This window comes from Ulvibacter sp. 2305UL32-6 (assembly GCF_058148545.1).
In genome coordinates this window covers 515,974-528,785 of the sequence record NZ_JBYVKA010000001.1, presented here as the reverse complement: position 1 = coordinate 528,785, position 12,812 = coordinate 515,974, and the positions used below count along the sequence as shown (strand labels likewise).

Genomic DNA, 12,812 nt, shown 5'->3' with positions numbered 1-12,812 from the left:
GTTTTAGTTAAGTAATTTTTTAATTGTGATACTTATAAAAATATAACCTAGTCCCATAAAAATTAAAAGACCACCTAACAAGTTAGAGAGTAGAAGGCTGGCGTATAATGGGTGTAAGATGATAGTCCATCCAAAAATTAAAATAATTATACCAAACAGAAATTTTGGCCAAGATTCTTTTAAAGGTTGGATTGTGGCAATTGAAGACTCTATTAACCCAGCCATTATTGCCCAAAAACCGATAATGAATGGTAAAATTTCTAAAGTTATTGATGGATGTAACCAGACAATTAAGCAAAATATGATATCTAGAATACCATTAAGTATAACCCAAGTTTTTAGGTTTTGATGTCGCTTTAACCGAAATCCTGAGAACAGTAAATAAAATCCTCTAAAACCTATGGCAATTGCAAAATATAGGGTTAGAAGTTCTAAGGTTTCAGTCGGTTTTACAACCGTTAAAATGCCTAATGCGATAAATACTAAACCTTTTAGTATGGGATATATGATGTTAGATTTTGTTTTCATTTTACTATGATTTTAATTTATTAGAGTACGCTTCCGCGAAAGCGTATATGGCACTATTTTATCTTAAAAGTAACGATGGGTGTTTTAGAATGATTAACAACATCTTCAGCCAAACTGTGGTTAAAAAAATGTGCTAGTCCTTTTCGACCGTGTGTTGGAATGCCTATTAAGTCTGCATTCACTTTTTCCCCGAAGTTTAAAATACCTTGCTCAATACTTATGTCATTATAGACCGAAGTATTTATGGTTTCTATGTCTAATCCTGACTTTTTAAGCAAAGTGTCGAACTTATCATCAATTTGCTTGGTGGTTAAAAATTCACTTCCAGCAGTATTAATATAGACAACGTGAAATTTTGAATTGAGCTGTTGCGAAAGTTTGTAAGCATCTATTAAAGAGGCTGTATTTTCTTCATCTAAATTTGAAGCAAAAGCAAAGTTATCAACTTTAAAATTGGTGTCTTTGTCTTTAATAACCAAAACAGGCACATCTGCGGTTCTAACTACTTTTTCTGTATGCGAACCGACAAAGGCATCCTTAAAGCCAGTTGCACCGTGCGAACCCATTACAATTAAATCTGCATTGTGCTTGTGTGCGGAATCTATGATGCCTTTAAAATTCAAATGATTTTGCACCGCTTCTTCGTAATTGACACCTTCTAAAAAGGGTTGTGCTTTGACTTCTTCAAAACGCTTGTGTGCTAATTTCATATAAAAAATTGCCTCAGGAATATCGTCTTGATGTGTATTATGCGTTTCGTGAACATCGTTCGTTCCCTTTACGCTTGGCATAATATGCTCTGGAATTTCCAGCATATGCAACATAATGAGTTTGCTGTTGTTTTTTTTAGCCAATTGTGCTGCAACTTCTAATGCGTAATTTGCTGTTTCCGAAAAATCTGTGGGTACTAGTATCGTGTTCATAGTATATTATTTGTGTATTTAATTTTGAAAAAAAAGCCCTAATATTCAATTATCTGAAAAACAGAAAACCATTAATCAATTAACTAATAAATGATAATTGAATGTTTGAGTAGGGCTTTTTACTAACCAACCATTATGAAAAAAACTAAATTCTGAGTGACTAAATGTTAACCAAGAATTACTTGTTTTTTGCCTATACAAATTTCCGAAGTATTAGTCGTAAAATCAAGAATTTAGACCGTCCACAGGTGCAGATATCCGAAATTTGAACTAAGAAAGTTTAAAAACCGAGTTTATGACGATTTATATTGAGCAGGTGTCATTCCTTCTATCTTTTTAAAGTAACTGTAAAAGGTTGTTTTAGAATGAAAACCGCACTCAAGACCAATACCTTCAATAGATAGACTGTCTGACAAATCACTTTTTAAAAGTGTTTTAGAATATGCCACGCGATAACTATTGATATAGTGATTGAAGTTTATTTTTTTGATTGAATTAATAGCGTGTGATATTCTCTTCGGATGAATATTTGTTGCTTCAGCAATATCAATTATGGTAAGTTTATCATTAATGTAGCATTCAGAACTTATCATATAATCGTTTACCGTTTCAAGAATATCACTTGCTTCTTCAACCGTTAATAAGCTATTATTTGAATTAGAGGTTATATTAAGTTGTTCTTTGAGTTTTTGCTTAAAAGGAGTATGTACACCTTCATCATTTATATTTGAAGGTGGCGAGGCCCAAATAAGAGCAATAACATTCTGTTGAGCAATACCTTTGAAAGAAACCCAATAAATTAAAATCACATTTATTATGGAAACAAATACATATAAAGAAAAACTGTCAATAAAAAAACTTGATAATAAGAGAAGGTGAAAAATGATGCTTATATAAATGAACCATCTTGACCATTCTAACGTCTTATGATTTGTCGAACTGTATTGCTCTGCGACTTCTTTAACGTGTAAGCGAATCCATTTTAAAATTAAAAAGCAAATGTATAAGGTGTAGCACAAGCCGACAACAAAATAAAGCGTGGCAAAAGAGGACTCTTTTATTTGAAGCTTGGTCGAAACAGGTAAAAAGAATACCACAAAGGCAGCAATAACTTCTATTGCACCAGGGATAAGTGTCCAGTAACTACTTTTTTCAGTTTTAAATATTGAGATTTTCTGAATATAAATGTAAAACAGCGGATATGCTAAAAAGTGAAAATTCACAGGAAATAATTCCCAAAATGGTTTTTGGCTTAAAATCCCTAAGTCTTCTAAAATATTAGGGATAGGTTCTAACGCAAAGAGGATAATAAACAGTCCTAAAAAGAGCGTAGGCTTGTTACTTTTAGAGTGCAATAAAATAAGCATTAACCCGAATAAAAGTCCTTGTACAACACCCAATGTATCTACTAAACTTAAAAAATTATACGATACATCCATTTGTTAGTTAATAGTTTTTATTGGGGTTAGTTTGTTCTCAAAGGTAATTTTATATTTTAACATTTAAAGAATCCTACTAAGTTTAGACATTCTTCAATCATTCAATTTGAGTTTTTCTGAAATAGCACAGAAAATGAGTTTTACCGATTCTAGTCATTTTACGAAGACCTTTAAAAAGCATAAAGGTGTTACACCGAAAATGTTTAGGGCTGCTAAAAGTTAAAAGTTTATAACACTATCCAAAGCATCATCGGCATCTTTGTGGATGAAGTTAGCTTGATATCGAATTGTGGTAGTAACCGACGAATGGCGATATAATTTTTGAAGCATTTGAATTGGGATTTTATCCCCTGAAATATTTCCAAAACTATGCCTAGCAATGTGCATACTTATATTTTTCTTAATTCCTAGTTGCTTGGCAGCAATTTTTAATCTTCTGTTCAAATTCCGTGTTATAGACTGTGTTCTTTTTGAGACCTCTTCTGTATCACTAAGATTTACATCTTTTAATTGCGGAAATACAAGTTCGTCATTAGCCAATTGTTCTTTATAATACTTAAATATTTCAATTGCTTTTTCTGGGATTTTAAGTGAAACAAGTTTACTGTTTTTATTCATTCGATAAAGCAATCGACCATCATTAAAGTCCGACCATTTTAATTTTAGAACATCACCTACACGAATACCAGCAAAATAAAAACTGATTAGCCAAATATGAATAGCCTTTTGCTGAGATTCAGTTATACCTTTAGCATTTTCCAATATTTGAATTTCGTCTGTGGTAAAACCTATTTTTTGAGATTCAGGGATTCTAATTGTTATTTTACCTTTTCCAAATGGGTATAATCCTCTATCTGTAATAGATTCAGATATAGCCAAATTAAAAATGGTTCTTATAAGTATTAAATAGTTAACAACGGTTCTGGGGGAGAGATTTTTATTGTGCAATAGGTACGTTTCGAATTTTTTCAGCAAAGCAACATCAAGTTGATTGAAAGGAAGAACATCTTTATCAAGAAATTCTTTAAACTTTTTCAATCTTCCAAACTCAGTATCGTATTGATGATGCTTATTTCTGTTTTTTAGATTTTGAAGATGCATATTGGCAACGTCAAAAAAGTCAAGTTTTTTTGAAACTACAATTTTATCCTTTATTTCAGAAACAGTTTCATATTCTGTTTTCATTTCAGATTTAAGAAGCTTATCATTCGCTTCCGCAACTTTGGTTATGATGAAATTATTTAGGACTTTAGAATTAGGGTGAGATTTTCGTACGTTACGATTTCTTTCATCCCAAAACTTTTCATCAATGTATTGTCCGATATTTAAGTAAGAACTTTTACGGTCTTTTGTAATACGCACAGCAATAGGATATAATCCTGCCTTATTCTTTTTCTTTCTTAAAACTACTCTAACTGTTGCCATATCATTACCTTTGGACTACAAAGATAACATTTTTAGGTACAACATAGGTACAACAAATAGTGGTATTGATTGATATTAGATGATATCAAAATTAATTAACGAGGCTTTAAAGTATTGTTTTTAAAGGTGTTTGAGTGTTTTTAATATAGCAGTATCAAAAACTCATAACCCGAAGGTCACTGGTTCGAGTCCAGTTCCCGCTACAACGAAAACCAGCTGCTTTAGTAGCTGGTTTTTTGCGTTTTGGAATAGGCAAACATAATTAGGCTATAAAAAATGCCAAAAACAAGTTATGCCTGCACAGCAGATTTTCGTTTCAAAGTTTTCCCCTCAGACCATTCCATTTTGGGAACGGAGTGAATCTAGTTTCAGCTGCAAATAAAACCTCTTGAGAAATAAAGAGGTGTTTATGCCCAAAAATAGGAAGCCTAATTCTCTGTGTAGAGCGCAGGATAAAGTGTTTCTAGCCCTTTCTATATATTATTTAGTGCTATTTAGCTTTTTTGTAACCTAGCATTTTGCTTTCTAAGAGCTTCCAGCTTTTGTTCCAAATCAACAATTAAGTCATCGGCTTTGAGGCTCGCTTTTGTGATGACTACATCCATCTTTTTTTCAAATTCTAATTTTTTACTATGAGCTGCAGTTGCGAGATCTTCCTTTGCATGTCTGAGTTTTTCAGCAATTTCATGTGAAGTTTCTAAAGTTTTTGACTTGATATTTTGCCGTGTTTTTAAACCGCTATCCGGCGCATATAGAATACCTAATATTCCGCCTATGGCTGTCCCTGCTACTAATGCTAAAAGCACATTTTTTTTATTTGAGTCCATAATAAATGTTTTTAATCGTTCATATTTATTTAATAATAAAATTATGATGATTTTCAGTCCTATAAAATGATATACGTCAGTTAAAACGCTAATAACGATTAATTTGCAACATGATATTGATCATTTCAGTAGTGGTAGTAAGACAGTAATTTGTTCCTTATTAATGTAAACTTTTAAAAGATGAAAAAGATATTATTGATTTCTCTCGCCATATTGCTTTCAAGTTGTGGATCTATGCGTGTGGTAGATAGTTGGAAAAACAGTGAGGTGCTATTTTTTAAACCGCAAAAGTTATTAATTGTTGGGGTTACAGATAACTTAACTGCACGAAAAATTTTTGAGTCTAAACTTAAAACTGAATTTGAAAACCGAAATATTAATGCGGTTGAAAGTGCAGAGGTTTTCGATGCTACATTTACAGATTCTCAACAAACTGAATCTAAAATTCAGGAAATGATCGATGGACTTTCAGAAAAAGGTTTTGACGCAGTCATAATTTCGGTTGTAAAAGGTGTAGATGATAAACGTAATTATACGCAGGGCTATTATACTGTAGGGTATAATTGGACGCGTTTTGGGCGCTATTACTATAGAAATCAAGATATTTATTATACGCCAGGTTATTACAGCGCATACAGTGTGTATCATGTAGAAACCTCTCTCTACAACATCAACGAAAAAAGTGATAAATCACTTCTATGGGTAGGTGCCATCGATCTGTATAATCCAGAATCTATTAGTCGCACCGTAAACGAATATGTAAGTGTTTTAATGAAGCAATTAGAAAAAGAAAATGTCATTACAAATCGCTAAATAATGATTAGTTTTATATGTTCACATTTAAAAATTTTAACATTGCAGATTGGTTTTCTTTTTATAGGATATTAGCTGCTCCGTTTTTATTATTTTTTATTTGGCTAGATGTAAGAACACTTTTTACATGGTTTTTATTGTTTAGTTTTTTAACCGATGCTATTGATGGTTTTTTAGCTAGAAAATTAAAGATCACCAGTGCGCGAGGCTCTCAATTAGATTCCTTAGGGGATCAAATTACCTTTGTCATTGGTATAATTGGATTGTATTTCTTTGAAAATGACTTTATCGTTAAGAATTTTAAATTAATACTTCTTGTTCTCATCCCATATGGTATACAAATGATCATCGCTTTTTTAAAATATGGAAAGGCAACAGCGTTTCATACGTATTTGGCAAAAACATCAGCTCTTATTCAAGGCGTATTTATATTGTGGGTTCTCTTTTTTGACCCTGTCTATTGGCTGTTCTATTTTATGATCGGAATAGGTGTCTTGGAAACCATAGAAGAAATAATCTTGATATTTTTATATGATAAATGGGTAGAAGGAGTAAAAGGAATCTATTGGGCATTGCGGGATAAAAGAAGATTGAACTAACTGTAAAAACAAACATTATTTAATGCGCTCATACTCCATTTTTGCAGTTTTTCTTTTGTGTTTGGCCATAGTAGGGATAGATGCTCTTGCTTTCTACTGGTTACAATCGCTTATTCAATTTCTAGATTCTCAAGAATTGAGATTGGTTATCAATATTCTATTTTGGACATTTACAATTGGTCTCGTTACAGCAATATTGACGCTTAAATTAAAAATGGATTCCATTCCCGTAGAACGGAAGCAGTTACTTATATCTTCCTTATACGGACTCACAATATCTTCTTTTATCCCAAAGATCATTTTCGTTATAATTATTAGCATTCTTTATTTTAGTAATTATTATTTCTCTAAAACGGAATCCCTTGTTATTGTTCCAATCTTTGGTCTAGTAGCAGGATTCCTTCCCTTCTTTACAATTTTATATGCCATTTTTGGCGCGCGATATCGCTTTAAGGTTCATCGGATTAAAGTTAAATGCGAAAGGCTTCCCGAAAGTTTTAACGGCTTACAAGTAGTTCATATTTCAGATCTTCATTTGGGGAGTTTCGGGTTTCGATATCATATTTTTAAGAAGGCGGTTGATATGATCAATGATCTAGATCCTGATCTTATCTTCTTTACAGGAGATCTGGTCAATAATTATGCATGGGAATTGAGGGGTTGGGAACCTGTCCTTAAAAAAATGAAAGCCAAAAGAGGTAAATTTTCTATTTTGGGAAATCATGATTACGGGGATTATTCAGAGTGGGAGACCGAAACAGAAAAGCAAGAAAATTTTGAGAGTATCAAAAAATTTCACAAAAATGTTGGGTTTAAGTTGTTATTAAATGAGTCTGCTAAATTTACTATTGGAGACCAAACTATCGCCATAGTAGGTGTTGAGAATTGGGGAAAGCCACCTTTTAAACAGTATGGAAATCTAGACAAAGCAATGCAGCATGTGGAGAAGATTCCCTTTAAGATCTTACTTACCCATGACCCCTCGCATTGGGACGCAGATGTGGTTGGCAAGACTGATATTGCCCTAACACTTTCTGGTCATACACATGGGATGCAAGCTGCCGTAGCGATAGGAAATAAGCAATGGAGCCCTATTCAATTGAAATACAAACAGTGGTCTGGATTGTATAAAAAGAATCTACAGCAGTTATACGTCAATCGAGGTCTTGGATGGATGGGTTTCCCAGGTCGCATAGGAATGCGACCGGAGATTACATTAATCGAGTTAGTAAGATAGTTCTGCTATGCTGCGGAATTACAAGTCCATTAGAAAATCTGGGCAGTAAATTGGAAGAATTAAAAAAACAAAGATCAAAAATAGGATGGCCCAGAGTATCCACATAAAAAGTGGAAAAGCTATTAATTCTCCCTTCGATTTTGGAACTGCTGAATGTGCAATCAATCCTTGAATACCAAAGCTAAAAAGCAAAAAATTTAGACTTGATAGAATGACTAATAAACTCTTCGAGAAAGATTCTTTTGAAAAGAAAAGAATAAATCCGATCGCAATGGCTACTGTAATGACTATTCTAAATATTCTTCTGGACATTATCTAAAGGTTTAAATTGTTCGATTATTATAAATGAAATATGCCATAATTTTTAGCATTAAAACTTAATAAGGGGATCTTGCCATATGACTCCATCTTTTTTACCTGGTCTCTATGAAATACCAGGGATATTAAACTTTTATCATTTCTTTCAAGCATTGCAATTAGGTCGGCATTTGCTTTTCCTAAGTATATTTTTAGATCCGTAAAGACATCATCAGAATACAGAATATCTATCTCTACATGAGGGTAATCAATATATTTGTTGATTTTGTTGACTATAATTTTCATAGGCTCTTTTCCTACAGTTTCTTTTAAGGGTGAGACGTGAATAATCTTTATCTTGGCATTTAGTGGTTCGGCAATTTCTATTAGTTTGTTGATAGCACCTAGGTCTTCCTCCTCAAAGTCGGTAGCATATACAATGGTTTTAATTTGGGTATGACTTAAGTTTTTGGGGATTGAAAGTACTGGGCATGGTGAATTTTCAATAAGATGTTTTGCCGTACTACCAATGATGATCTCTCGAAGAGCACTACCTCCTCGCATCCCAGAAATAATTAAAAAAGCATCAATTTCTTTAGCCTTAGAAACGATTCCATTAACCGCCGACTTGTTTTCAATGGCTTCTACTGTGATAGTTGTCTTGTCTATAGCTGTTCCTAAATGCTCTTGACAAAAAGCAGTAAGTTTTGATATATGCTTTTTATAAGCATCGCCTTCAATATCTGGAAATGCTTCTTCAGCTTTTAAACTTAGATTATCCAGCATCGTTGGTAAGTCAAAAACATGAATCACTTTTAATGAAGCTTGCATAGCGCTGCTTAATGAGTAGGCATATTTTAATGCAGGAACTGAATTTTCAGAATAGTCGGTTGCGTATAGAATGGTTTTCATTTCGTCCTAAATTATTTCTTGTGAACCGCTAAATTATGTTCTATTTAATTAGAAATAAATGACTTCTATCAGTTTGTGTTGTTTAAGTGCTGACTTATGTCATTTCTTTCAACGGCACACATTATTACTTTTATGCCTTAATTCTTCTATCTATAAGAATTTTGAAAATCAATGGTATGAGCGATTTCAGAAAAAGACCGAAAGACAATTATATTTTTAAAGCCGATTGGCAAAAGTTATTTAGATGAAAACCCCATTGTATTAAGACGAGATACTACTATCTTAGTTGAAACTCCTTCAGATATAATTTAAATATAGTGCGTAAGAATATGACGAATAAACCAATTAACAAGGCCATATACATTACTACCATAGAATCTAACAGCGGCAAGTCTATTGTCTCCTTGGGTTTGATGCAATCTTTGCTAGGTAAAACGGCTAAAGTGGGCTATTTTAGACCTATTATTGACGACTTTCTTCCTGGAGAAGTCGATAACCATATCAATACCATTTCCTCTTATTTTAAGCTTGATTTAAAGTTTGAAGATGCCTATGCTTTTAGTAGAAGTGAGGTAATTCGTATGAAAAATGAAAACAAAGAGGACGAGATCATTGGCAGGATCATTACTAAGTACAAGGCAATTGAGGAGAGCCATGATTATGTATTAATAGAAGGTACTAGTTTTGCTGGTGAAGGTTCCCTGATCGAGTTTGACATCAATGTACTCATTGCAAAAAACTTGGGTGTGCCTGCAATAATATTGGCAAGCGGCGTAGGGAAATCATTAGAAGAACTGGTAGGGAATCTGCAAATTGCCTTTGATTCATTTAGAGATAAGAACGTTGAAGTTTTATCTGTCATTGCTAATAAAGTAGCGAGTGAAAATAGAGAAAAGATCATTAATGATTTACGAAATAAATTGCCCTCCCAGATAATAGTTAATGCGATTCCGTTAAATCCTATTTTGGCAAATCCTTCAATCAAGGAGATCGTAGATGCCCTGGATGCAAAGGTGCTTTTTGGAGAGGCGTATCTAAATAATCAGGCAGGATATTTTAGCGTTGGCGCGATGCAATTGCGCAACTATCTCATTCATTTAAAAGAAAATGGTCTGGTGATTACACCAGGCGATAGAGCCGATATAATATTGGGCGCATTACAGGCAAATATTTCAGCAAACTATCCTTCTATCTCGGGTATTGTGTTGACAGGTGGGTTGTTACCCGAAGATTCAATAAATAAACTTATTGAGGGTCTTTCTGATGTGGTTCCAATAATTTCAGTGCAAGGAGGAACGTATTCAGTTACTAATAGTATTGGGAATGTAAAATCACAGATCTATGCCGAAAATACCCAAAAGATCGAAACCTCCATAAAGGATTTTGAACATTACGTTAATGTAGATGCATTGCTTGGGCGACTTATTACTTTTCAAAGCGATGATATCACGCCCAGAATGTTTCAATATAACTTATTGAGAAGAGCAACTGCTCATAAAAAACATATCGTTTTGCCAGAAGGATTGGATGAACGTATCTTAAGAGCTACAAAACAACTTATTGATATTGATGCTGTAAACATTACATTATTAGGTGATAAAAAAGAGATTGCTGAAAAGATTATATCGCTAGATATTGAGCTGGATTTAGAAAAAGTAGCTGTGATCAATCCTGTGGAAAGCCCCTATTTTGAAACATTTGCCCAAACCTTATACGAATTGAGAAAACACAAAAATGTCAACCTTGCCATGGCAAGGGATCTCATGGAAGACGTCTCTTATTTTGGGACTATGATGGTCTATCAGGGCACGGCAGACGGGATGGTTTCTGGGGCTGTACATACCACACAGCATACCATTCGTCCGGCGCTTCAGTTTATTAAGACCAAACCAGGCGCTTCCATCGTTTCCTCTATCTTCTTTATGTGTTTGGAAGATCGAGTATCAGTATATGGTGACTGTGCCATCAATCCAAATCCTACAGCAGCGCAATTGGCGGAAATAGCAATTTCTTCTTCGGAAACGAGCCGTGCATTTGGCATTGAGCCAAAAATTGCAATGCTTTCTTATTCATCAGGTACTTCGGGAACGGGCGAAGATGTTGAACGGGTGCGTGAAGCAACAGCTTTAATAAAACAAAAGCGCCCCGATTTAAAAGTTGAAGGACCCATTCAATACGATGCGGCGGTAGATATGAAAGTAGGTAAATCAAAAATGCCAAATTCTGAAGTCGCCGGACAAGCGAACGTATTTATATTTCCAGATCTAAACACCGGAAATAACACCTATAAAGCGGTACAGCGAGAAACAAAAGCATTGGCTATTGGTCCAATCATTCAGGGGCTTAATAAACCAGTAAACGATCTCAGTCGTGGTTGCACGGTTGACGATATCTTTAATACGGTGATCGTTACGGCAATTCAGGCGCAGGGGTTTTAAAAAATAAAAGAAATATGAATGTATTGGTGATCAACACGGGAAGTTCTTCTATAAAATTTAGATTATTAGAAATGCCTTCCGAAGAAATTATTTGTAGCGGAATCGTAGAACGTATAGGACATGAGGATGCGGTTTTTATGTATAATACAAAAACTGCTGAGGTTATAATCACTGAAAGAATTGCCAATCATATGCAGGGGTTAGAAAAGATCGCGGCGCTACTATTGGATGAGGAAAAAGGAATTGTTTCAAGTATTGGTAAGATCGACGCTGTTGCCCATCGTGTGGTACACGGAGGGAAGTTATTTCTGCATACAACTCTTATTACTTCAGAAGTTAAAGATAAAATTAGATCGTTCATTTCCCTAGCGCCATTGCACAATCCGCACAATCTCGAAGGAATCAAGATAGCAGAAAAGCTTTTCCCTGCGGCAAAGCAAGTAGCAGTTTTTGACACAGCTTTTCATCAAACTCTCCCCGAAAAAGCCAAAAGGTATGCTATTCCAAATAAGTTTTATGAGGATGAAGGGATACAGGTATATGGTTTTCACGGAACGAGTCATAAATATGTTTCTGAAAAGGCCATTAACTATTTAAGATTAAAAACCTCTAAAATAATTTCCATTCATTTAGGAAATGGTTGCAGTATCACAGCAGTATTGAACGGTAAAAGTATTGATCATAGCTTGGGTTTTGCACCTTCTAACGGGTTGATCATGGGTTCTCGAAGTGGTGACATTGACCACGCGATTATTTTTTATTTTGTGAACGAATTAGGATATGATCTAAAAGATGTTGAACGCCTACTTATTAGAGATAGTGGGATGTTAGGGCTAACAGGGTTTACTGATCTAAGAGATGTTCAAAGAGAAGCTGCAGAAGGCAATAAAGACTGCATATTAGCTTTAGAAATGAACGCCTATCGTATTAAAAAATATATTGGGGCGTATATTACTACTATGAATGGACTGGATGTTATCATCTTTACTGGCGGAATTGGAGAGAATTCGAGCGTTCTTAGAGAAATGGTATGTACAAATATGGATTTCTTCGGAATTGTTCTGGACGATACTAAAAACAATCAGAAATCAAATGTATTACGAGAGATCAACCACGCTACAATTTCCGAAGTAAAAATACTCGTGATCCCAACAAATGAAGAATTGGAGATCGCCAAGCAAACGTTTCAATTGTTATCTTAATTAGTTCTTTTTTGTAACTAAAAGCGTACCACCTAAGCAATTTTGAACGGTATAATTTGTTCGTGGATAAAGGTGTAATAAACAGAATCACGAATAGGTACAGATCTGCCTTTGCTAAAGAAAGATATGTGTTCCGTCAACAATACCTATAAATCGAATCTGTCTTGTTGGG

The 12,812-nt window shown here is 34.2% G+C and carries 13 protein-coding genes; 6 read left to right on the top strand and 7 right to left on the bottom strand.

All coding sequences use genetic code 11. The annotated features are described in order from the left end of the window. Positions 1–3: 3 nt before the first annotated feature. The 3 genes from ACY2RU_RS02505 to ACY2RU_RS02495 form a co-directional block, all read right to left on the bottom strand. On the bottom strand, positions 4–528 hold the full coding sequence (locus tag ACY2RU_RS02505) for an HdeD family acid-resistance protein (RefSeq protein ID WP_490136823.1): 525 nt from the start codon (positions 526–528) through the stop codon (positions 4–6). Between the two features lie 53 nt (positions 529–581). Continuing rightward, positions 582–1,451 carry a universal stress protein gene (locus tag ACY2RU_RS02500; protein ID WP_490136822.1) on the bottom strand — a complete coding sequence of 290 codons (870 nt, stop codon included), beginning with the start codon at positions 1,449–1,451 and terminating at the stop codon, positions 582–584. 293 nt (positions 1,452–1,744) lie between these two features. Beyond that, complete coding sequence (locus ACY2RU_RS02495) at positions 1,745–2,890, bottom strand: helix-turn-helix domain-containing protein (RefSeq protein WP_490136821.1); 1,146 nt, start codon at positions 2,888–2,890, stop codon at positions 1,745–1,747. 70 nt (positions 2,891–2,960) lie between these two features. Between ACY2RU_RS02495 and ACY2RU_RS02490 the strand changes: the two genes are divergently transcribed. Next, positions 2,961–3,113 carry an AraC family transcriptional regulator gene (locus tag ACY2RU_RS02490; protein WP_490137466.1) on the top strand — a complete coding sequence of 51 codons (153 nt, stop codon included), beginning with the start codon at positions 2,961–2,963 and terminating at the stop codon, positions 3,111–3,113. Here the strand turns inward: ACY2RU_RS02490 and ACY2RU_RS02485 are convergent. Together ACY2RU_RS02485 and ACY2RU_RS02480 are read right to left on the bottom strand one after the other, a co-directional pair. Then, positions 3,110–4,315 carry a phage integrase SAM-like domain-containing protein gene (locus ACY2RU_RS02485; RefSeq protein ID WP_490136820.1) on the bottom strand — a complete coding sequence of 402 codons (1,206 nt, stop codon included), beginning with the start codon at positions 4,313–4,315 and terminating at the stop codon, positions 3,110–3,112. The two genes, ACY2RU_RS02490 and ACY2RU_RS02485, sit on opposite strands and share 4 nt — an antisense overlap. A gap of 494 nt (positions 4,316–4,809) precedes the next feature. Next, the gene (locus tag ACY2RU_RS02480; protein WP_490136819.1) at positions 4,810–5,142 is read right to left on the bottom strand and encodes a YtxH domain-containing protein; all 333 of its coding nucleotides are present in this window, start codon (positions 5,140–5,142) and stop codon (positions 4,810–4,812) included. 180 nt (positions 5,143–5,322) lie between these two features. Between ACY2RU_RS02480 and ACY2RU_RS02475 the strand changes: the two genes are divergently transcribed. The 3 genes from ACY2RU_RS02475 to ACY2RU_RS02465 are packed head-to-tail and all read left to right on the top strand — an operon-like array spanning position 5,323 to position 7,791. After that, entirely contained in the window at positions 5,323–5,955 is a 633-nt protein-coding gene (locus tag ACY2RU_RS02475; protein WP_490136818.1) for a hypothetical protein, read from the top strand. Between the two features lie 17 nt (positions 5,956–5,972). Beyond that, the gene (locus ACY2RU_RS02470; protein ID WP_490136817.1) at positions 5,973–6,554 is read left to right on the top strand and encodes a CDP-alcohol phosphatidyltransferase family protein; all 582 of its coding nucleotides are present in this window, start codon (positions 5,973–5,975) and stop codon (positions 6,552–6,554) included. 22 nt (positions 6,555–6,576) lie between these two features. Next, positions 6,577–7,791: a metallophosphoesterase gene (locus tag ACY2RU_RS02465; protein ID WP_490136816.1), complete on the top strand. Its 1,215-nt coding sequence runs from the start codon at positions 6,577–6,579 to the stop codon at positions 7,789–7,791. An 18-nt stretch (positions 7,792–7,809) separates the two neighbouring features. On the opposite strand, the gene ACY2RU_RS02460 is transcribed toward ACY2RU_RS02465, so the two are convergent. Continuing rightward, positions 7,810–8,103, bottom strand: a complete 294-nt coding sequence (locus tag ACY2RU_RS02460; RefSeq protein ID WP_490136815.1) for a hypothetical protein — start codon at positions 8,101–8,103, stop codon at positions 7,810–7,812. A 27-nt stretch (positions 8,104–8,130) separates the two neighbouring features. After that, complete coding sequence (locus ACY2RU_RS02455) at positions 8,131–9,000, bottom strand: universal stress protein (RefSeq protein WP_490136814.1); 870 nt, start codon at positions 8,998–9,000, stop codon at positions 8,131–8,133. A gap of 344 nt (positions 9,001–9,344) precedes the next feature. On the opposite strand from ACY2RU_RS02455, the gene pta reads away from it, so the two are divergent. Next, on the top strand, positions 9,345–11,438 hold the full coding sequence (gene pta / locus ACY2RU_RS02450; protein ID WP_490137465.1) for a phosphate acetyltransferase: 2,094 nt from the start codon (positions 9,345–9,347) through the stop codon (positions 11,436–11,438). 14 nt (positions 11,439–11,452) lie between these two features. After that, positions 11,453–12,640 carry an acetate/propionate family kinase gene (locus ACY2RU_RS02445; protein WP_490136813.1) on the top strand — a complete coding sequence of 396 codons (1,188 nt, stop codon included), beginning with the start codon at positions 11,453–11,455 and terminating at the stop codon, positions 12,638–12,640. Positions 12,641–12,812 lie beyond the last annotated feature (172 nt).

Excerpts from the sequence above, each read along its gene's own strand:
- ACY2RU_RS02505 (WP_490136823.1), bottom strand. The coding sequence starts at position 528 with ATGAAAACAAAATCTAACATCATATATCCCATACTAAAAGGTTTAGTA.
- ACY2RU_RS02500 (WP_490136822.1), bottom strand. The coding sequence starts at position 1,451 with ATGAACACGATACTAGTACCCACAGATTTTTCGGAAACAGCAAATTAC.
- ACY2RU_RS02495 (WP_490136821.1), bottom strand. The coding sequence starts at position 2,890 with ATGGATGTATCGTATAATTTTTTAAGTTTAGTAGATACATTGGGTGTT.
- ACY2RU_RS02485 (WP_490136820.1), bottom strand. The coding sequence starts at position 4,315 with ATGGCAACAGTTAGAGTAGTTTTAAGAAAGAAAAAGAATAAGGCAGGA.
- ACY2RU_RS02480 (WP_490136819.1), bottom strand. The coding sequence starts at position 5,142 with ATGGACTCAAATAAAAAAAATGTGCTTTTAGCATTAGTAGCAGGGACA.
- ACY2RU_RS02475 (WP_490136818.1), top strand. The coding sequence starts at position 5,323 with ATGAAAAAGATATTATTGATTTCTCTCGCCATATTGCTTTCAAGTTGT.
- ACY2RU_RS02470 (WP_490136817.1), top strand. The coding sequence starts at position 5,973 with ATGTTCACATTTAAAAATTTTAACATTGCAGATTGGTTTTCTTTTTAT.
- ACY2RU_RS02465 (WP_490136816.1), top strand. The coding sequence starts at position 6,577 with ATGCGCTCATACTCCATTTTTGCAGTTTTTCTTTTGTGTTTGGCCATA.
- ACY2RU_RS02460 (WP_490136815.1), bottom strand. The coding sequence starts at position 8,103 with ATGTCCAGAAGAATATTTAGAATAGTCATTACAGTAGCCATTGCGATC.
- ACY2RU_RS02455 (WP_490136814.1), bottom strand. The coding sequence starts at position 9,000 with ATGAAAACCATTCTATACGCAACCGACTATTCTGAAAATTCAGTTCCT.
- ACY2RU_RS02445 (WP_490136813.1), top strand. The coding sequence starts at position 11,453 with ATGAATGTATTGGTGATCAACACGGGAAGTTCTTCTATAAAATTTAGA.